This window comes from Hyphomonas sp. L-53-1-40 (assembly GCF_000682775.1).
Lineage (GTDB): Bacteria > Pseudomonadota > Alphaproteobacteria > Caulobacterales > Hyphomonadaceae > Hyphomonas.
In genome coordinates, this window is record NZ_AWFI01000001.1 from 777,317 (window position 1) to 798,367 (window position 21,051).

The window sequence follows — 21,051 nt, forward strand, 5'->3', positions numbered from 1 at the left end:
GTTTAACCATGAAAAACACGGCGATTCCCCTGACAAGTGTATGTTGTCTGCTATTGGCAGCATGTACGGGGTCGTTTTCGAAGGTTCGGACCGCCATCGACCAGGCACCGGACTGGTATGATGCGCGCCGTGTCGAAATTCGTGGCGAAGGCTATCCGGAGATTGTCGATATTCCGACAATTGAAAAGGGGAATACGCCGGGGCAAACACTCGAAACATCGAAAGCGCGCGGCGCTGAGTTGCGCGCAGTATTTGCGGAGAACGCGCGAGCGGTCGCGCCCGCAAATGCCGCTGCCGAGATCGAAGACCTCAGGGAATCGGTTCGGCGCGGATTTGCGGGCTTTGAGGCCAACTCCAACTTCCTGACGGATGAGGAGATTGAGGCCATACGATCCGCTTTTGATGTTCCACGAGTTACGAGGGGCCTACGGGCCGCCAACAGATGAATACAGATTTCCACAAGATCCGCCGACTTCCCCCATACGTTTTCGAACAAGTGAACCGCACCAAGGCGGCGCTGCGCGCGCAAGGTGCGGATATTATCGATCTCGGTATGGGCAATCCCGACATGCCAACGCCAGAGCATATTGTCGACAAACTGTGCGAGACGGCCCGTCGCCCTGACGTGAATGGCTACTCTGCTTCGCGCGGTATCAAGGGCCTGCGCCGCGCTGTGACCAATTACTACCAGCGTCGCTTCGATGTGTCCCTCGATATGGACCGGGAAGTCATCGTGACGCTCGGATCCAAGGAGGGGTTTGCAAACCTCGCTCAAGCCATTTCGGCGCCGGGCGATGTCATTTTGTCGCCAGACCCATCCTATCCGCTGCACTCGTTCGGATTCATAATCGCCGGGGCATCCATTCGCAGCGTGCCCGCGCACACGCCGGAAGAGTACTTGTCCAATCTGAGTAAGGCTGTGAAGTATTGCGTGCCGCCTCCGACCGCGATGGTGCTGTGCTTTCCGTCCAACCCAACAGCAGAAGTCTGTGACCTAGATTTCTACAAGGAAGCCGTGAAGTTTGCGCGCAAGCACGATTTGATCGTCTTGTCCGATCTTGCTTACAACGAAATCTATTTTGACGAGCCGACCCCTTCGATCCTTCAGGTGGATGGTGCAAAGGACATCGCCGTTGAATTCACCACCATGTCGAAGACCTATTCCATGGCTGGATGGCGGATCGGGTTTGTGGCCGGCAACGAGAAGCTTGTTGGCGCACTGGGGCGCGTGAAATCCTATCTCGACTACGGTGCATACACGCCGATCCAGGTCGCGGCGGCAGCTGCGCTGGACGGCCCTCAGGATTGTGTCGACGAATTTCGCCAGATCTATCGGTCACGCCGCGACGTGCTGGTGGAGAGCTTCACGCGGGCCGGCTGGCCCATCCCGTCGCCGAAAGCCTCGATGTTTGCCTGGGCTCCGATCCCTGAGCCCCTCAAGGAAATGGGTAGTCTCGAATTCTCGCTACAGCTGATCAATGAAGCACATGTGGCCGTCGCGCCGGGTGCCGGATTTGGGGAGCAAGGCGATGGGCATGTCCGGATTGCGCTGGTCGAGAATGAGCAGCGTATCCGGCAGGCGGCGCGCAATATCCGCAAATTCCTGCAGTCCCGCGGGATCAAGGATATCCAGCCTGCCGCGGCAGAGTAGCGCGCGCCCTCGACGCATTCGACCAAACCCGCTATGCGCTGCCCCTGAAAGTCAGACACTCAAATTGAAAGGGTGACCAATTGGGGCCGTTGAGAATAGGTATTGCGGGTTTGGGCCACGTCGGATGTGGTCTCATCGAACTGGTTGAGCGGCAGGAGCGCCTGCGTATTCCGGGTAAGATCGAGATTGCAGGTGTGAGCGCGCGTAGCCAGTCTCGCAACCGGCCCGTCGATACAAGCAAGTATCGCTGGTTCGATGATGCTGCGACTCTGGCTGAAGACCCGGAAGTCGACGTATTCGTCGAATTGATCGGAGGATCTGACGGTCCGGCGAAGTTTGCGGTCGAAGAGGCCCTTAAGGCAGGTAAGCCGGTGGTCACCGCCAACAAGGCCCTGATGGCCAAGCATGGCATGGCGTTGGCCAAGCTGGCTGAAGAAAAGCAGGTCGACCTGTTGTTCGAGGCTGCTGTCGCTGGTGGTATTCCAGTCGTGCGCGTGTTGCGTGACAGTCTGGCAGGGGTCGAAATCAAACGCGTGGCGGGTATCCTGAACGGTACATGCAACTTCTTGACAACAGAAATGCTGGCAACTGGCCGCGCTTATGATGAGGTGCTCGCCGAAGCTCAGAAGCTTGGATATGCCGAGGCTGACCCCACGTTGGATATTTCTGGCATGGATGCTGCGCACAAGGCAGCGATCCTCTCTGCCATTGCCTTCTCTGCCGACCTCGACTTTTCCAAGGTGGAAGTCTCTGGTGTAGATGGGGTCGAGCTGCTTGATTTGCGCCTTGCTGATCGCCTCGGGTTGCGGATCAAGCTGATCGCAGAGGGCGTTTTGACCGATGACGGGGTTGTGTGCCGGGTTGAGCCAATGGCCTTGCCTGTGTCGCATCCGCTTGCCCGCATCGATGGCTCCCTGAACACGGTGCGTATCGAAGGTGATCCTGTGGGTGCCGTCACCTTGACGGGCCCTGGCGCGGGCGCTGGCCCCACCGCGAGCGCCGTGATGGGAGATGTCGCAAAGCTGTTCCGCCCGGCGATCCGTCCGGCCTTTGGACGCGCAGAACACCACATGGCGCGGCCCTTCACAACTGGGCGCAAGGATGAGGTGACCCAGTTCTTCCTGCGGGTACGACTGGCTGACAAGCCGGGCGCGCTGGCGGCACTTTCGGAGTCTTTGGCCGCTGAAGGCGTATCCGTCGACAAGCTGCTTCAAGATTCAGCAGATGATACTGGTGCAAGCCCGATTGCGATTGTCACACACCGATGCGAACGATCAAATATGGACGCGGCCTTGGCGCGATTGGAAAAATTTGCAATTGCTGTTGATCCGCCGCGCCTGATCAGGATCGAGTCGGCAAGCTAATTGCTTTAGATAGGCGCAGAGCCTTTATGTTTTGCGCGTTCGGAGAATTGAGAATTCATGAAAAATAGCGTTCTGACGCCCAGCCTTGCCGATTCCATGGTCCGTGTTACGGAATCTGCTGCCATAGCCGCCGCCAAACTGGTTGGCCGTGGAGATGAGAAGAAAGCCGATGCAGCTGCTGTGGATGCGATGCGCACGGCATTCAACGAGGTTGATTTCCAGGGTCGCGTGGTCATCGGCGAAGGTGAACGCGACGAAGCGCCCATGCTGTATATCGGGGAAGAAGTCGGCACTGGTAAAGGAGCCGAGATCGACATCGCCCTTGATCCGCTGGAAGGCACCACACTAACCGCAAAAGCCATGGCCAATGCGCTGGCCGTGCTGGCCATCGCGCCGCGTGGCGGCCTGCTGTATGCGCCAGACACCTATATGGACAAGATTGCCGTAGGCCCTGGCTATCCGGAAGGCATTATCAGTCTGGATGCGACACCTGCCGAGAACATTCAGGCGCTGGCCAAGCACAAGGGCATGGATGTCACCGACATGACGGCTTGTGTGCTGGACCGCCCGCGTCATGAAGGCATCATTGAGAGCCTGCGCTCGGTTGGCGCGCGAGTGGCTCTGATCACCGATGGCGATGTGGCCGGCGTAATCGCGACGACCAACCCGCACACCGGCATTGACCTCTACGTCGGTCAAGGTGGAGCGCCCGAAGGTGTGCTCGCGGCAGCGGCCCTCAAATGTGTTGGTGGTCAGATGCTGGGACGCCTCGTGTTCCGCAATGATGATGAGCGCAAACGCGCTGAGCGCACGGGCATCACCGACTTCGACCGCACTTACTCCCTGAATGAACTCGCTTCGGGTGACACAGTATTCTGTGCGACGGGCGTGACCGATGGATCGATGCTCAGCGGCGTGAAATCCGCAGACGGGCGCGTGCACACTCACACACTCGTCATGACATCGGTCGACGGCATGGTGCGTTATGTGCGCTCCGACCATAAGGTCTGAGCCGGGCGTTTCCCGTGACAGCCTAGATGCGTTAGAATCTTCGGGAAGCGATTCCCGGAGAACCCATGGCTGACCCAGCCCTAAAGCAAGATACGACGCTGTTCGATGTGCAGAGATCGGCTACAGGCCGGTTCTGGACACTGGAGGCCGTCGATGAGGCATTGGTGCGGCGGCTCCAGCCGAGCGTCGGCGGATCTGACTTGTTGGCGCGGTTGCTCGCCACCAGAGATGTGACGCCAGACGAGGCGGCGACTTATCTGTCCCCGACCTTGCGGGAGACATTCCCTGATCCGTCGAGTTTTTCCGACATGGACAAGGCGGCCGAGATTGTGCTCGACGCGATTCTCGCAAAGAAGCGCGTCACGGTCTTTGCAGACTATGACGTCGATGGCGGTACCAGCTCCGCAATTCTCGCTCGATATTTCCGGGCATGGGGTGAAGACCTCGGGCTTTACGTACCGGATCGCCTGGAAGAGGGATATGGTCCATCGCCCGAAGCCTTTCGACACTTGAAAGAAAAGGGCGCGGAACTTGTCATTACCGTTGATTGCGGCGCAGCCGCGGTCAATGCGCTGGAAGAGGCAGAGGCTATCGGTCTGCCCATTGTGGTCATCGATCACCATTTGATGGCTGGGCATAACCCTCCAGCTGCTGCGCTGGTCAATCCGAACCGGCCCGACTGCAATTCCGGTTGCGGTCATCTCGCTGCGGCGGGCGTTGTTTTCGTTTTTGCGGCCGCATTGAACCGATTGGCGCGGGAGCGAGGCATTGCCCCTCCTGAAGGTCTACCGGACATCATGGCGTTTCTTGACCTCGCAGCGCTTGGAACGCTTTGTGACATGTCACCGCTACGCGGTGTGAACCGAGCCTTCGTGCGACAAGGGCTCAGCATTCTGTCCCGCGGTCAGAATGAAGGCCTGCGCGCGCTGGCCGAAGTATCCGGGATCAGCAAAGTGGACAGTGTGTACCACGCCACGTTCATGCTGGGGCCGCGCCTTAATGCAGGCGGTCGTGTGGGCGATCCGTGGATAGCCGCGAAACTTCTGGCTACGGATGACCGGGCAGAGGCAATTGCGCTCGCTGAGCGGCTGCACGCGCTCAATGACGAACGCAAGGCCGTCGAAGCGGCGATTCTCGATCAGGCCACCGCACAGGCTGAGCAGGCACTGCAACATAATCCGGACCGGGGTATCCTTGTTGCCAGTGGCGAAGGGTGGCACCCTGGTGTGATCGGCATCGTCGCCGGGCGTTTAAAGGAACGGTTTCACCTGCCCAGCATCGTGATTGGGTGGGGACAAGGACTGGGTCCTGTCGCCAAGGGGTCGGGGCGGTCGGTAGCCGGTGTGAACATTGGGGACGCGATTGCTGCCGCGGCGCGTGAAGGAGTTATTCTGTCGGGGGGCGGCCATGCTATGGCCGGTGGCCTGAGTCTGGAGCCCGAGCAAATTCCTGCCTTCGATGCTTGGATGGTCGGCCATATGGCTCAGTTTACTGCAGAGCGCGCTGCGGCACTGGAACTCGCCGTGGATGCCATCCTGTCGCCAGGCGCCGCATCTCCTGCGCTGGTCGACCAGATTGCCGGTATTGGCCCGTTTGGCGTCGGATCTCCCGAGCCTGTTTTCGCGCTGCAATCGGTGCATGTGACGGGCGTGCGGCAGGTTGGTGTAAATCATCTGAAGTTCACCGCCGAAGATTCCAGTGGGCGTCTTGATTGCATTGCATGGCGTAGTGCTGACCAGCCTTTGGGGGAGGTCATTCGTCCGAACGCGCGGCTCCATGTTGTTGGAAAATTGAAGGCGGATGAGTGGAATGGTCGTCGTCGGGTACAGCTGGATGTCAGTGATGCAGCTGAGGCATGATTTATCTGCAGAAACCCGGCTCAAAGCGCTTTACGAGTCAGAAATGAGCAGCTATATCGCCTGTCTTCGAGCCGGTGCGGTCCCTTCGTCTATCGGTTAGGACGCCAGGTTTTCAACCTGGAAAGAGGGGTTCGATTCCCCTAGGGACTGCCACGGCTTGAATTCCATTGAAAAACAACGTGTTACGCGATGCAAAATCGCCGATTTTCAACACACTTTTCAACATGATTCAACGCAGTTGGAACGCACGTCCTCGGGGGTCATTTGATCGTCGGGAGATCCTGTCATGCGCAGGCGAAGGTATCGTTGTATGAGTTATGTGTATGCGAGGTCGAACGGACTATTCGAGATCCGCTATCCGATCCCGGTATACGTCGTGAACTACTTTCCAAAACCCAGCGGGAAGGGTTTCAGGACGCACATTATCAAGTCACTCGGAACCCGCGACAAGTCAGTCGCGACTTCGACGGCTATTGCCGAAGTCTCAGCGTTTGAGAGCATGTTCTCAGTGCTGCGGGAAGGGGTAGCCTCAGACGAGTTCCGCGCATTCTGCCGTGTAGCCTATGAGCAAGAAAGCGCACTGGTCGTGAAGCGACGACTGGATTCTGAAACGAGCCAACAGCCATATCTTGAAAAAGAATTATCCAGTCTCAGGGAAATCCTTAGACAGGGGGATCTAGATGAGCTGGAGGCAGTCGTGGGCTGGTTCGTAGACTTCTATTTCGAGTCAACAGCAAATTCTTCGGCGGTGGTTCCGACAGATACACCTATGCGCAATGCTCTCTTGACGGCTGCAGCCGGTGTTCTGGCGGACGCATATACTCAAGCCAACGCCAGTATTCGTGGAGTTTCCAAACTTCCAAACCAGACTCACCGGTCTCAGAGTAGGCTTTGCGCCATCGATAGAATGTTGCTCGTCCAATCCCGAAATACCGGCACGTCTTGCTTACATCACCGATCTTGTCAGCATGCTCCAAAACCCGGAGTTTGCGTTGTATCTCGCGCTGATCTCTGTTCATTGAAAACACCTTTCTTCCCCATTGGGGAGAATAAAGAAGGTGTCTCGCTGAATTGTACATATCTACAGTCCTTCGACCAGGTGTAATACAAGCCCTGAGCGATCCCCTCGCGCCGACAAAGCTCCGCAATGGAATACTCTCCGCGCAGTCCTGCGAGAACAATCCGGATCTTCTCTTCGGCTGAAAACTTCCGCCGCGTCTGTCGCTTGATCTCTTTGACGTGTCGTTCCGCCGATCCTTCGGCCTTTGGTTTCTGCCTCATCGTCTTTCCTTCCAAGGAAATGATGAGCCACAAACCCTCACTTAGCAATTTAGCCGATCTGTCTCATGGTCGCTGACGGGGAACACTTATGTTATCAGACCACTGAGTAGAGAAACGCTACTTTTTCGATCGGCGTGGTGCTGGAGCACTAAAAGAGAGCGGGTTATAGGGCCTCTTCCGATCCTGCTATCCATTGCCCAAGTCAACTGGAAGCGCCCTGGCGCTTAGCCAACCGACAAGGAGGTGAGGGAGGTTCGAACGAATTTTCCGCGGAGGCGTCAAGCACCGATGCCATTCTGGAGGAAGCGCGCACGGTTTTCGTGAGATTTGCGGCGAGCATCTTCAATGGCCTGTTGTTCGGAAACGTCCAGCAGGGCTTTCAAGAGGCGTGAGAAGTGTCCACGCATTGCCAGTCGGGCGGCTTGTGGGTCTCGGTCGCGCAGAGCTTCCAAGACTTCGGTGTGCTCGCTTACACGATGGGAGCTGTCCTCGTGACAAACGGCCGAATAGACGCGTTTCACAGCATCGACTTCTGTTCGCATCCGCCACAAGGTCTTCAGCATAAACACGTTAGCCTCATTGCCGGTCGCCTTGGCGATCAACATGTGGAAGTCGCGATCTGCCTTTTCGCCGTCGGGTGAATCGTGCGGGGCCTCGGCCATGCGTTGGACTGTGGCTTCAAGTTCGGCAATCTGATCGTCCGTGATGGCAGTTGCCGCCAGCGCCGCGCATTCGGATTCGAAGATCAGACGGGTTTGCGTCAATTCGAATGGCGTAACATTCGGGAGAGCGAGGCCGTTGGAGGCCAGTGAGTCACGCACATAGACGCCAGACCCAACCTTGATTTCTACCTTGCCCACGGCCTCCAAGGAGATCTCAGCTTCGCGAACAACCACGCGACTGACGTTGAAACGTTCCGCGAGTTCGCGCTCACCGGGCAAGCGAGTTCCGGGTGGATAGGCGCCTGAATCGATCATGTCCAGAATCGCTCGGGCGACGGTATGGTACAGTCGTTTCTCTGTCATGCGGGGCCTTCCCGTGGTGTCGAATAAACGAACCAGCAAGCATGCTTACGAGTTCGAATTATACTAAAAATAGCCACCGTCCTGTTGAAATACAAGGGGTTTACAAAATGGTCTTACCAGTTTGAGGTTAAGAAACACTGGCGACGGGTATCCCGCCGCCAGTGATCACAACTAGAAACGCGCGCGGATGCCGAAGAACACCCGAGGACCATAATAGTTTACTTCACCCAGATTATCATTGGTGAAGAAATACTGCTCTTTCGGGCTATCAAACAAGTTGATTGCCTCGACAGAGGCGCGCCAATTATCATTGATCCGGTAAGATGCGCGCGCTTCCCACACACCGACGTCTCCTACGTAACGCAGACGCGTGCCGTTGGACGTGTATGGCTGGAAGTACTCACTCCGATACTTGTAGATGATCGACCCGTCGAAAGGTCCTTTTTGATAATAGAGTTGGCCCGAGAAGGTCTGTTCGGAAAATCCTGGAATGTTGCCCGGTGCAAGAATGCCGGCATTGGTCTGGACAAAATTACCGTTTTCATCCCGATAGCCCTGATCGCCATAAAGGCTGTCTTCGAACTCAAAATCAGAGTCAGCGAGATTGTAGCTGATCTTGAAGCCGAGACCGTCAAGCACCTCTGGCAGGTTTTGAAAGCGATGAGATGCCGTCAATTCTATGCCGTAAAGGGAACTCGTGTCCTCGTTCGTTGACAGGAGAGTCACCGGCACCGTGACTTGCTGTCCATCGATCGTGAACGTCTCCTGGGTAACGGCGTTTTCGAAGCCACCTGTGAAATCCTTGGCATACAGAGTGACCGCCAGGATCGTATCCTCATTCGGGTACCACTCAGCCGCGACGTCGTAGTTCCAGGATGTCAGGGGGTCAAAGCTTGGATTACCTGAAGCATTGACGCCGGTGATCAGCTCTTCAAGCGTGGTCGGACCATCATCCGTATCAGTGCTGAATGAACGCGAAAAGTTCATGTCGGCCGGATCCGCGCGTGACAGGCCTCGATAGACAGCTCCTCGAAGTAGCACGTCGTCTCTGAGTTCCATAATCATGTTCAGACTTGGCAAGACTTCCGTATAGTCGCCTCCGCCGGCGATTCTCTCGACTGTTGAGGTGTCCTCAAGCAGGTCAATTGTGCCATCAGTGTTCGTAATGATCGACAGAGCATTTCGGAAACCAAGCGATTCCACATCAGTGTTTACGACGCGTACGCCGAAGTTTCCGCGAAACGGCTTGCTGCCAAGCTCGGTGTCGAAATTGGCCATCGCGTAGAAAGCGGTCGTTTTTTCGGTAACGTCCGTCGTCCCGTTGTTGCCGTATTCCTGGTCAGGGTAGGCGAAGCTGACGCCCTCAGCATCCAATATGTAGTTGAGCAGGCATTGATTGTTGAAGGTCGCCCAGCTGTTCGTCTGGTTCACGATGTCTCCGGAGCTGTCGAATTGAGTGACAAGCGCGCCAGATGCGCTGCTCAGGAAATCGCTTTCAGCGAAGTTTTTCGCGCAAGGGATGTTCGAAGGGTCGAGATCACTTGTTGTTACTTCGGTGCGCGTGCCGGCAAGGTTCACATATTCGAGTTCAGACTTCCGAACGCCGAAGTCGAGACGGTTGATCGCCCCCCAGTCGACATCATAGTTTGCATCCAGCCGCAGGGCTTGAACGGTATTGCGGCGGTCTACGTCGCTGTCGATTCGGGCACGTACACCGTCGGTGAAGTTGGAAATGTCATTGACGTCAAAATCTACTACCGAGAAATTGACGAAACCATCGCCGTTTCGGGCCCACGACACATTCTCGCGTCCGCCGGAACCTGGGCCTCCTTGACTTGAGACGCGCATGGATACCTGAAGCTCTTCACGGGTTGTCTCGGAGAAAGAATAGTCGGCTGAAACGGTAAGCTTTTCTGTGACATCGAATGCTCCGTTCAGGCCATACCCAAAGTACTCTTCCGTGCGGGAATAGATTTCACCATTGGATTCGATGTCCGACTGGGTTTCCAAGAATTGGACCACGCCATTCGGCTGAGCAATCAGGCTTTCAAGCGAGACGTCTTCGGTGCTCCGCTTCATATTGGAGAAATTGAGGTCGTGGCGGTCCTCCGACTGAACGCGCTCAGACCACTGGGCGTCGAAGTTCAGATCCCAGCGGTCATTCGGCTGCCATTGCAGCGCGACAAAGGCGGAGTCGCGCTCATCGCGGGTGTCATTCTGACGGAAACCACGCGAACTGCCAGCCCAAGCGTAGGCCAAACCATCATCGACTGCCAGTCCGGTGGCTGGATCAATGGTTGTATTGTAGCCATCATTGTTGCTGGAGTTTGGTCCCAGATCTTCGCAATCACCGTTGCTGCCATTGGCGTAACCGCGCAGATCGGGGTCATTAGGGTCAGCGATACAGGCAAACATGGACGTGCCGCTTGGACTGGACGAACGCATTTCTTGTTCCGGCTGGGAGATATCGCTGCGCTGCAGTCCGGCGGAGAACCCGATGTCTCCCATTCCGTTTACTTCGAATTGGTCGACATAGCTGAGCGTGCCGCGATAGCCGAGGTCTCCTGCCATCGAGTCGCTGATGTTCTGTTGGTCGGGATTGTAATTGCCCTTCAGGTCGACCTGAAAGCGGCGCTCGCCATATTCAAGCGGTTTGAGGGTTTCAAGCGCAATGAGCCCAGCGACACCGCCTTCTATCAGGCTTGCATCCTGAGTCTTGTAGATTGCGAGCTTGTTCATAAGCTCTGAAGGGAATTGAGAGAAATTTACGGAGCGGTCGCCGGAGCCATTTGTCGCTTCTCGGCCGTTGAAAGTTGTTGCGCTCAAGAACGGCCCGAGGCCCCGGATAGAGATCTCGGTGGCGCCGCCGTTCTCGCGATGGGATGCCGCCCCGGTGATGGATTCCAGGGCTTCACCAATGGACAATGCTGGCAAGTCGCCGATGTCGGTCGCGGACAAGCCATCAACGATAGTTGTGGATGTGCGTTTGATGTCAATTGTGTTTTGAATGGTTTGGCGTGACCCAGTGACGGTCACCGTGTCCAGGGTCTGCCGCTCTTCATCTGCTGTGATCTCAACCGGCTCATCCGCATCTTGGGCGACGGCCAATCCTGAGAAAGGAATGGCAACGGAACTGACTAGCGCAAGCCTGAAAGCATTCCGGGTAAATTGAGTGATTGTCTGTGCTCTTTGTCCTGACATTTCGTCCTCCTCGGGGATTGGCTTTCCTGCTCGGGAAATTTTATTGCCATCAAATTGTGGTCTATTGCGAGGAACGCCGAAGAAGTTTCGGCGTCCCTGATTGTGTCAGCGCTTGCGAGATATCCGTGATGGACCGGCAAAGCGCGTTCGTCTCAAACCTTGGTTCTAGAAGTTATACGTCGCACCAAATGTGATCCGACGGTCCGTAAGCCCCTGGAAGCACAGGAGTGCGCCGTCGTTCACGCAGTACTGTTTCACTTCGGACTCTGTGAGGTTCACGCCCTCAATACCAAGGCTGAGGTTTTCGTTCACATCATAGGTGACGCTGGCATTGAGTTGCCCTCTTGCAGCCTGCACAACCGGGAAGCCCCACGGAAAGCTCGAAGTGCTGCCAAAGTCTGTTGACCGATACGCGTCACGCCACGTGTATCGGGCGCGCGCCGACAAGCCGTACTTCTCGTAATATATAGTCGTGTTGTAGGCATTCTCGGATAGATCAATCTCCGTCACGCGAAGCTGAACGTCGGTTGCGCCCAGCGAGTCGAATACGGTTGTCGCACGAGATGTTGGGGTCCAGAATTCTTCTCCACCATCAAACTCAAGATGGGTGAAGTTAGCCAGAAGGCCGAAACCAGATGCCCAACCAAGCCGATCCTCAAATTCAGAGAGATCATACTGGAAGGCGACTTCGTAGCCCTTCTGCGTGTTCTCACCGTCACCATTGACGATTTGCGACGATGGCACACACAGACCGACGCCTTGAAGTCGGTTTCCACTGGCATCCAGTGGCGCGAATACGTTCCAGTCTGCGATCGGGTTGTACACGCCGCCACCTTCACAAGGGGCTGTCACATCCCGAACAAGCGTGGGTGAACCATCGGCGAGGGTAGCTGGCGTTTCGACCGGGTTTTCTTGTTGGCCCACAAACAGGCCCGTTCGCGTCTTGTGGAAATAGCCGACGCTAACGACCGCTGAAGGTGCAAAGTACCATTCTGCTGATATGTCGAACGATTCGACCTCCTGTGGCTTCAGGCCTGGATTGCCGATACTGACCGGCGGATTTGGGCTCGTGCTGTATGTGACGGACGTCGAAAGGTCGTTGAAGTCTGGGCGCCGAATGTCTTTCGAATAGCCAAAGCGGAGCAACACGTCCTCCGTGGGACTTGCAACTAGGTTGAACCGTGGAAGCACGAAGTCATAGCTGCCGGATGTCGACGTCGGCGTGGCGATACCATTGGTTATCGTGTTGCCGGTGGAGGTGACTTCAGTTTCCAGATAGCGAATGCCGGCATTGCCCCGGAATATCCCGTACTCGAAGTTTGCCTGCGCGTAGAGTGCGTTCGTTTCTTCTTCGATATCGAAGAACGCAGCTTGGCTGGACGTCGGTGAATCGATGGATTGAGAGCCACCATGCCCAAGGATCGCAGCATTCAGAGCTGCAAGCACCTGATCTGGACTTGAATTAGCAAGTTCGGGGTCGATCAGCAGAAAGTCGCGGACATATAGAGCTCTTCCGTCTGCGGAGTTGAAATTATTTGGTCCAGCCACAAGGATATCGGCAAACAGATCACCTGTTGGGCTATCCGCTAAAGTTCTTAATCCCAGGTTCGACGTGATATCGTCGTTTAGGCTCGAAGACTTGTTATAGCGATAACCGAAGTCGACAGATTTGATTACGTCTCCGAAGCCGCCAAGTCCGTCAAAGTCATAGTCGAAGTCGGCTCGAAAGGCGTCTTCGCTGTTTTCCGCCCGACTCTCACTGATGTTCACGTCGCGCAGTACGACGTTAGCGGGATCGAGCAGCTCGGCAGTCGTCGGGCCGCCCAGAGCAGGTTCCTGCGAAATCCCCCAAGTTAGAGCACCGCGAAGATCGTAAACGAACGGTGTGCCATTTTCATTGCTGGAATTGGTCGCCGCATTCGGGTTGATGAAGTTGAGCGTCGTGTTGAAGCTTGGGGTCGTGGTGTCGGATGACGAGCTCGATACTTCGAAACGGCTCCCGAGACGATCGGTGATCTGCCATTCCGTGCCCAGCCTGAAAATCTGGCTTTCTGTCAGGCGCGAATTGGTGTCACTTGAGAAGCGCAAATTGCCGTCGCTGCCATCGGACTGGATTGGAATTACGCCTGTAAGTGCGCCCTCGATGCTGCCCGTCGTTTGACCGTCGAGTGAACCGAAATTGATCGTCTCAAACGAATCCGGAGCCGCAATGCCTATCAGGTCCGAGACACCTGATGCCTGAATACGCGAACTCTCTTGAAGGCGCTCTTGATCGTTCAGGATTGTGTCAAAGAAGAATTTCAGATTGTCGTTTGGAGCCCACTCCAAAGTACCCGCGAAATTCGTCGTCTCGTACTCGAAGTTATCATAGTCTTGTATCAAGAACTGGATAGGCAGGTAGTCAAAGCTTTGGGCGCTCGCAAGTCCACTATCGGCTGCTACGAAATTGTCGCGGTCGACACGAGGACGAAAGGCGGAAACGTCCTGCTCTGTATAGCTGATGCTTGCTACAGCGCCGAATTCGCCCGCGGACGTCGACCATTTGTTCCCAAAGGTGCCAGACAGTCTTGGCGTGATGCCGTCAGTTGTGAGGCTGCTGTCCTCCCCCTGGATGCGCACACTGAGCAAACGTTCAGAAAGGTCCAGCGGACGCAATGTCCGCAGGTTGATGGTTCCGCCGACTGAGCCTTCAATAGTCTTGGCCTCTGGGGCTTTGGTCACTTCAACAGCGGCGATCATGGATGCTGATACATCCTCGAAGCTGATTCCGCCTCGACCGGCGCCAGAGCCTACGGTTGAAACACCGTTGATTTCTGTCCGGTTGGCGTTTGTCCCCCGGATCTGCACGCCCGTACCCACACCGGCTTCCCGGGTGATTTGGACACCACTAATATTTTCCAGGACTTCCGCCAGATTTTGATCCGGAAGTTTGCCAATATCCTCAGCTTGGATCACTTCAATCAGATTGTCGGAATTCCGCTTTTCATTCAATGCGCTCGCAAGAGAAGAGCGGATCCCTGTTACGATAACCGTGTCTTGGCGCGCTTCGTCGTCGATACTCGTGTCGGTTACGGTGACCGGCGCGTCTTGTGCCGATGCAATAGTTCCAAAAGGCAGGGCCACACCAGCGAGTAACGCGGTGCGCCAAAAGTAGCGTGCTTTCCGATGAGCGGATTCACCCTGTGCGTGATCGTACATACCAAATTCCTCCCTATACGTATTATCATGGCCCCATCTTGATGTGAGGCGCTTACGAAGATACCAACACCGCACTCTAGAGAATGTCAACCAATCTGGTTTACATCGTCGTCAAAATTGGTAGGACCAATGATGCAATAATTGAATATATAGCATTTATATCACGCGATATTGCACCAAACGCCCAATAGTTTCGTCGGCTCACCTCAGGTGCGTGAGAGAATTGGTATAGATGATTGGTTGACAAAAAAAACTGCGCAGATAGCGTTGAGAAAAGCCGAGGATGCGGCGCAGGGAGGAAAACATGGTTGGAAGAGGGGCGGTTGCCGCTTTTGCGGTATTGGCGTTCACCGGGTGCATGGCACACGGACAACGCACTGTTCCGGTCGCCGAAGTTGCGGGTCCGGAAGCGCTAAGAGTCGTTTTGGTCACGACGCCGCAGGATTTTTCCGAGGCTGTAAAGCGAGCTAATCCGGGTGATAAAATCGTCTTGGCCAATGGCGTCTGGGCTGATTTTGATGCAGTTTTTCATGCAGAAGGAACTGCCAATTCACCTATTCATCTCGTTGCTGAAACGCCCGGCAAGGTGATTCTATCTGGTCAGTCGAGCTTGCGGCTCGCGGGCAACTATCTCATCGTGTCGGGGCTCGTGTTCCGGGACGGGTACACGCCACGAAGTGAAGTCATCAGCTTTCGGCGGGACAGCAACCATCTTGCGAACAATTCCCGCGTCACGAACACGGTTATCGATAGTTACAGCAATCCAGACCGCACGCAGCGTGACCTGTGGGTAGGTATGTACGGCCGAAACAACACGTTTGATTTTAACCACCTTGAAAACAAGACAAATGCTGGGCCGACCATGGCCGTCCGGCTCAATACCGAAGAAAGCCAGGAAAACGGGCATCGCATCGCCAATAACTATTTCGGGCCCCGGCCAGTGCTGGGGTCCAATGGTGGCGAAACCCTCCGTATCGGTACAAGCCACTACTCGTTGACTCATTCAGGAACTGTCGTTGAAGATAACTTCTTCGACCGGTGCAGCGGCGAAGTGGAGATTATTTCGAACAAGTCAGGTGGTAACATCTATCGTGGGAACACGTTTCATGCGTCGCGGGGGACACTGACCTTGCGCCATGGCAATGGCACCCTGATTGAGAACAACCTGTTCGATGGTGCGGGCGAACCATATACAGGCGGCGTTCGCGTAATCAACGCTGAACAAACCATTCGCAATAACTATTTTAAGGATCTCACGGGCATCCGCTTTTCTGGCGCGCTGGTCATCATGAATGGTGTGCCCAACTCTCCTATTAATCGATACCATCAGGTCAATGGCGCCGTAATCGAGCGCAACACGTTCGACCAGGTATCGTCCATCGAGTTGGGTGAGGGGTCGGATTCGGAACGATCAGCTGTCCCTGTGAATTCCAAGCTTCAGAACAATATCGTTTTGGGAAAAGGCGGCGTCAATCCATTCCATTTGCATGATGAGGTGTCGGGCATTGCGTTTGCCGACAATCTCGGTTCCGGCGGTTGGCCCGAAGCGATCGCTTCTGGGTTCTCGAAGTTGGAGTCCCCGACGCAGATTGGAGAGCGTGGCTGGATCCAGCCCTCGGCCGGGGCGGGCGCTGTAGGACCTTATGGTGTCGCACTGTCAGCGACCGGCGTAGACTGGTACCCCAAAGCAAGCGCTGCGTCCCCATTCGAGGGCGGGGCGGTGGTGAGTCTGAAGCCTGGAACAGATGTTCTTTTCGACGCCCTGCAGGAGGCCAATGCGGGCGACCAGTTTATTCTTGAGCCGGGTGACTATCTGGAGTCCCGGATTATCACATTGTCCGTGCCCGTCTCCATAAAAGCCGAAGATCGTGGTTCAGCCAGACTATCGTTCGAGCGTCCGCAATTGTTTAAACTGACCGGCAATGGCGGCCTGCAACTTGATGGCGTGACGGTTACCGGACGCAGCGCACCTGATGGATCAGGCAATAGTCTCGTTGGTACAAGCTCGAGCGATGGTAGCAATAACCATCTATTGGATCTGAAAAATTCAAGATTCGAAGACTTCGATGTAAATCGTGGCTTCTCTGTGGTTGCGGCTTCGAAGGGATCATTCTTTGATCGGATCGATGTGGAAAACTCCGAATTCGAGAATATTTCAGGCCCCGTTTTCAAGCTGGATGCGGAGACGGACGACTACGGAATTTACAACGCCGAATATCTTGAAATTTCCGATAGCTCTTTTACCCGTATCGGGAAGACGGTTGCTTCAGTTTATCGTGGTGGCACCGATGAAAGCACATTTGGACCGCATGTTCTTGTCACCGGATCCAGTTTTGAAACGATCGGGTCTGGCGATGTGCCCATAATGGACTTGCATGGGATTCAGTATGTCAAGTTCAGTGGCAACAACGTGATCGCGGCAAATCCTGTTGCCTTGACCCTGACGACCGGCAAGCCGGAGCTCGATTTCTCAGCCAATAAGCTTGATGGAGCCCCCGCCGATACATTTGCGACGACAGTCGATCTGAGGGGGAAGAACTGATGCGCAAGATCGCCCAGTCCATTTCACGCGCGTGTGCATTCAGCTTTGGGGCAATACTTGTTGCCAGCTGCGCGTCCCCCAGCCTTTCCTCACCGTCGGTGTCCGAGCCTCTGGTTACGGAAACCAGACGGGACAACATGTTCACGCAGACTATCGCATCGCTTCGAGAGGCTGTTGATAAGCGGCGTGTTGCGGGCGTGCCTGTACCGATCCCTGCCGACCCGGGTGGAGGCTACACGCACGAGCAACACAAGCAGAACGGCAAAACCGTTTATGAAGCTGGAATGCTATATGAACTAACGGGCGAGATCGAGTATCTGGACTTCGCAGCCGATATTCTGGCGGATTATGCAGACCTGTATCCAACGCTGGATTTGCACCCTGAGGTGAAGCCTTCCACGCCGAGCCGTCTGTTCTGGCAGGGGTTAAACGAAGCTGTATGGCTGGTCTATGTCTCGCAGGGCTATGCCGCGATCCGTGACGACCTCAGTGACGCGCAACGCTCAGATATCGAGACGAATTTGCTCCGCCCAATGGCTGACTTCTTATCGGAAGGTTCGCCCCAAACGTTTAACCGGATTCATAATCACGGCACCTGGGCCGCAGCTGCAGTTGGGATGACCGGCTATACACTGGATGATCGGGACCTTGTCGACAAGGCACTCTACGGGCTCGATAAATCTGGAGACGCGGGCTTTCTAAAGCAGGTCGAGGAGTTGTTCTCCCCGGACGGGTACTACGCTGAGGGACCATATTATCAGCGGTATGCATTGATGCCGTTCATCCTCTTCGCGCAGGCGATTGATCGCAACGATCCGGACATGGAGATCTTCAACTATCGAGATCAGGTCTTGGTGAAGGCGATCACTGCGACAATCCAGCAGAGCTATGCTGGCAAATTTTTTCCGATTAATGACGCCATTCGTGAGAAGGGCCTGAGTACCAATGAGTTGCGATATGGTGTGGCCATCGCTTACGACCTGACGGGTGAACCATCTCTGCTGAGCATAGCACTGCAGCAGGGGAGCGTGGTGCCGACACCGGAAGGCCGTGCGGTCGCTGAAGCGATTGCGGCAGGTGAGGCGGGTCCATTCCCGTTCAAGACGTTACAGTTGAGGGACGGGCCCCAGGGAGATCGCGGGGCCTTGGTCATTCTGAGAAACGGTTCGGCCGATGATGATGCGGCTATCGTGTTCAAACCAACATCGCAGGGGTTAGGGCATGGCCATTTCGATCGTCTGGGGCTGATCTACTACGACAATGGCGATGAGATTGTGGCGGACTATGGCGCAGCCCGTTTCCTCAATGTCGCGCCCAAGAATGGGGGGCGGTACCTACCTGAGAATACAAGCTGGGCCAAGCAGACCGTCGCCCATAACACACTTGTTGTGGACCAACGAAGCCAATTTGGCGGCGATTGGAGGCTTGCTGAAGAGCGGCCGTCTGAAGTTCTCGCATTTGACGATACGCCGGGGGCGAGCTTTGCCGCGGCGCAGATTACCGGCGCATATGATGGCGTGGATGTCAGGCGAGTGGTCGCCATGGTAGATCGCCCCGGCGGTGGGAGTTATGTGATTGATATTGTGCTTGGTGAAAGTGATGGGACGCACACCTACGATCTCCCAGTCCATTTCAAAGGCCAGTTGATCGAGACGAATTTACCTTTTGAATATTCGACCGATCTGTTGGTGCCAATGGGCGATGATGACGGCTATGAGCACCTCTGGAAGACAGCGGAAACTCGTGTTGTGCCAGCCAACGCCCACTCGGAAGTGTCCATTTTGGTGCGCGACCAGTTCTACACGCTGACCCTGGCAACAACTGGCGAAGCGACGGCGTACCTCACTCGCTTGGGTGCAAATGATCCGGATAACAATCTCCGGAACGAGCAAGCCATGATCTTTCGCACGCAGGGCAAGTCTACGGCCTTCGCATCTGTCTATGAGCGCCATGGCCGTTATGACAATGACGAGGAGGTCACAGTTTTCTCCGGGAGTTCCATTGCTCAAATCGACATCCATGAGCGTGAAGGGATTTACATCATTTCCGTAAGTCCGGAGACCACTAACCCAATCATGGTGTTCGTTGCAAAAGAGAGCGGCGAATCCAGCAGTCATGTGGTCCGCGTGGGACAGAAAACATACAAATGGCAAGGCCCGGTTGGTTTGTTCGCGTCGTCTGGGCCAAGTCGCAATGATAAGTCCGGGGGGGAACTCGAATGACCACTATACTCCAATCTGAAGTGTTCATGAACAGTCCCGTGGAGGAAGCAACTGATCTCGGCGGAGGAATTCGCCGAACCTTGCTTGGATACGACGACAAGATCCTGATGGCGAAAGTCTGGTTCGAGGCGGAGGCAGTAGGCGCGGTTCATACTCATCCGCATTCCCAGGTGACATATGTCGTATCCGGACAGTTTGCAGCCGAAGTAGGCGGGCAAACACAGTTATTGGGAGAGGGCGGATGCTTCTTTGTGCCGTCGATGGCGCCGCACGGTGTCGTCTGTGTCGAGCCAGGTATCCTGATTGATGTCTTCAGCCCTGCGCGTGAAGATTTTCTGGCGGTAGAGGAGTAAGACGATGAAACTCAAGGGCTTAAGATGGTGGGTTGTAACGCTGGTTGCGCTGGCTACCGTGATCAACTACATCGACCGACAATCACTAAATGTGCTTTGGCCGCAAATCGCCGAGGATTTGTACCCAAATCATAGTGAGGATGAGACCAAGCAATATTTCGCGCTGATCTCGACGATTTTCGTATTCTCGTATGCCTTCGGGCAAGCAATCTTTGGTCGGATATTTGACTGGATTGGTACGCGGCTTGGATTCGCGCTGTCGATTGGTGTCTGGTCGATAGCAACTGCGCTGCATGCCGTTGCAAATGGACTGGCAACATTCAGCTTGTTCCGAGGCATCTTGGGCGTGGCCGAGGCCGGGAACTGGCCTGGCGCGACAAAGGCGAACGCGGAATGGTTCCCTACCCGGGAGCGCGCGCTGGCGCAGGGCATATTCAATTCAGGTGCCGCTATTGGCGGTATCATCGCGATCCCGCTGATCGCATTCCTGTCAGTATATTTTTCTTGGCAGGTCATTTTCATTCTCGTCGGCCTCACAGGTCTGCTGTGGTTGATTCCCTGGTTTGTGTTGGTGAAAATGCCCCCCAAAGAGCATCCTTGGTTGAGCGATGCCGAGCGCGACTACATTCTCACCGGACAGCGCGAAGATGCAGCCGACGGGGCAGACGACTCTGACGACTATAATCCCAAGATCGGCGAAATGCTGAGTCGTCGGCAAAGCTGGGGCGTGATCTTGTCATCCGCCTTCATCGATCCGATCTGGTGGCTATTCGTCTTCTGGATTCCGATCTACCTGTCGCAGGTATATGGAATGGATGTAAAGCAGATCGGCATTTATGGCTGGGTGCCTTATGTCGGCGCGATGTTTGGCGCCTGGTTTGGTGGATTGCTTGCCCAGAACAGGTTGAAGGCGGGCTGGTCAGTAAACGCGACACGGAAACTGACGATCACGCTTGGCGGTCTTGTAATGTTGCCGTCCTTGCTTGCGATGATCGCGCCCGGCAGCCCGACCAATGCTGTACTGTTGATGGCCGTCATCCTGTTCGGCTTCCAGACTGCAATCGGCAACATTCAGACGCTGCCGAGTGACTTTCTCGGCGGAAAGTCAGTTGGCACGCTTTCCGGATTTTCGGGCATGGCGGCCAAACTGGCTGCGGCTGGTCTTACCTATCTGGTGCCGTGGTTGACGCTTGGCGGAAACTACGCGCCAGCCTTCGTCATCGGTGCAGCACTTGCCGTACTCAGTGTTGCCAGCGTCTGGATATTCTGTGGCGAGATCAAACCTCTCAAGCCACGCGCATCCTCCCAATAACTCAATCAAGACATTTCATTTCAAGAAGGATT

12 protein-coding genes, 1 tRNA gene and 3 pseudogenes are annotated in these 21,051 nt (G+C 55.4%); 11 read left to right on the forward strand and 5 right to left on the reverse strand.

Translation table 11 applies throughout. The features are described 5' to 3' along the window. Positions 1–8: 8 nt before the first annotated feature. The 7 genes and pseudogenes from L53_RS03670 to L53_RS17700 form a co-directional block, all read left to right on the forward strand. Entirely contained in the window at positions 9–446 is a 438-nt protein-coding gene (locus L53_RS03670; protein ID WP_156947805.1) for a hypothetical protein, read from the forward strand. Beyond that, positions 443–1,651 carry an LL-diaminopimelate aminotransferase gene (locus L53_RS03675; protein ID WP_034811572.1) on the forward strand — a complete coding sequence of 403 codons (1,209 nt, stop codon included), beginning with the start codon at positions 443–445 and terminating at the stop codon, positions 1,649–1,651. Before L53_RS03670 ends, L53_RS03675 begins: the two co-directional genes overlap by 4 nt. 110 nt (positions 1,652–1,761) lie before the next feature. Further along, entirely contained in the window at positions 1,762–3,015 is a 1,254-nt protein-coding gene (locus L53_RS03680; RefSeq protein WP_233347523.1) for a homoserine dehydrogenase, read from the forward strand. A gap of 57 nt (positions 3,016–3,072) precedes the next feature. Next, complete coding sequence (gene glpX / locus L53_RS03685; RefSeq protein WP_034811576.1) at positions 3,073–4,026, forward strand: class II fructose-bisphosphatase; 954 nt, start codon at positions 3,073–3,075, stop codon at positions 4,024–4,026. Between the two features lie 65 nt (positions 4,027–4,091). Further along, complete coding sequence (gene recJ / locus L53_RS03690; RefSeq protein WP_034811578.1) at positions 4,092–5,885, forward strand: single-stranded-DNA-specific exonuclease RecJ; 1,794 nt, start codon at positions 4,092–4,094, stop codon at positions 5,883–5,885. 78 nt (positions 5,886–5,963) lie between these two features. Continuing rightward, positions 5,964–6,038 (forward strand) — tRNA-Glu (locus tag L53_RS03695). Between the two features lie 157 nt (positions 6,039–6,195). Beyond that, a pseudogene (locus tag L53_RS17700) lies at positions 6,196–6,390 on the forward strand (DUF6538 domain-containing protein); the annotation flags it as partial. 298 nt (positions 6,391–6,688) lie between these two features. Here the strand turns inward: L53_RS17700 and L53_RS16695 are convergent. From L53_RS16695 to L53_RS03715, 5 genes and pseudogenes are all read right to left on the reverse strand, one after another. After that, positions 6,689–6,904 (reverse strand): annotated as a pseudogene (locus L53_RS16695) (helix-turn-helix domain-containing protein); the annotation flags it as partial. Between the two features lie 67 nt (positions 6,905–6,971). Then, positions 6,972–7,166 (reverse strand): annotated as a pseudogene (locus tag L53_RS16700) (transposase); the annotation flags it as partial. 278 nt (positions 7,167–7,444) lie between these two features. Then, a complete protein-coding gene (locus tag L53_RS03705; RefSeq protein ID WP_034811583.1) occupies positions 7,445–8,191 on the reverse strand; it encodes a FadR/GntR family transcriptional regulator in 747 nt (248 codons plus the stop codon). A 171-nt stretch (positions 8,192–8,362) separates the two neighbouring features. Next, complete coding sequence (locus tag L53_RS03710) at positions 8,363–11,392, reverse strand: TonB-dependent receptor (RefSeq protein WP_051607526.1); 3,030 nt, start codon at positions 11,390–11,392, stop codon at positions 8,363–8,365. A 165-nt stretch (positions 11,393–11,557) separates the two neighbouring features. After that, positions 11,558–14,590, reverse strand: coding sequence for a TonB-dependent receptor (locus L53_RS03715; protein WP_034811585.1), 3,033 nt, complete (start codon positions 14,588–14,590; stop codon positions 11,558–11,560). A gap of 424 nt (positions 14,591–15,014) precedes the next feature. Here L53_RS03715 and L53_RS03720 point away from each other — a divergent pair, with 424 nt between their 5' ends. From L53_RS03720 to L53_RS03735, 4 genes are read left to right on the forward strand one after another with little or no spacing between them, the layout of a single operon-like run. Next, positions 15,015–17,132 carry a polysaccharide lyase 6 family protein gene (locus L53_RS03720; protein ID WP_233347525.1) on the forward strand — a complete coding sequence of 706 codons (2,118 nt, stop codon included), beginning with the start codon at positions 15,015–15,017 and terminating at the stop codon, positions 17,130–17,132. After that, positions 17,132–19,354 carry an alginate lyase family protein gene (locus tag L53_RS03725; RefSeq protein WP_051607528.1) on the forward strand — a complete coding sequence of 741 codons (2,223 nt, stop codon included), beginning with the start codon at positions 17,132–17,134 and terminating at the stop codon, positions 19,352–19,354. Before L53_RS03720 ends, L53_RS03725 begins: the two co-directional genes overlap by 1 nt. Then, positions 19,351–19,707 carry a cupin domain-containing protein gene (locus tag L53_RS03730; RefSeq protein WP_034811586.1) on the forward strand — a complete coding sequence of 119 codons (357 nt, stop codon included), beginning with the start codon at positions 19,351–19,353 and terminating at the stop codon, positions 19,705–19,707. Before L53_RS03725 ends, L53_RS03730 begins: the two co-directional genes overlap by 4 nt. 4 nt (positions 19,708–19,711) lie before the next feature. Then, a complete protein-coding gene (locus L53_RS03735; protein ID WP_034811588.1) occupies positions 19,712–21,019 on the forward strand; it encodes an MFS transporter in 1,308 nt (435 codons plus the stop codon). The last annotated feature ends 32 nt before the right edge of the window (positions 21,020–21,051 follow it).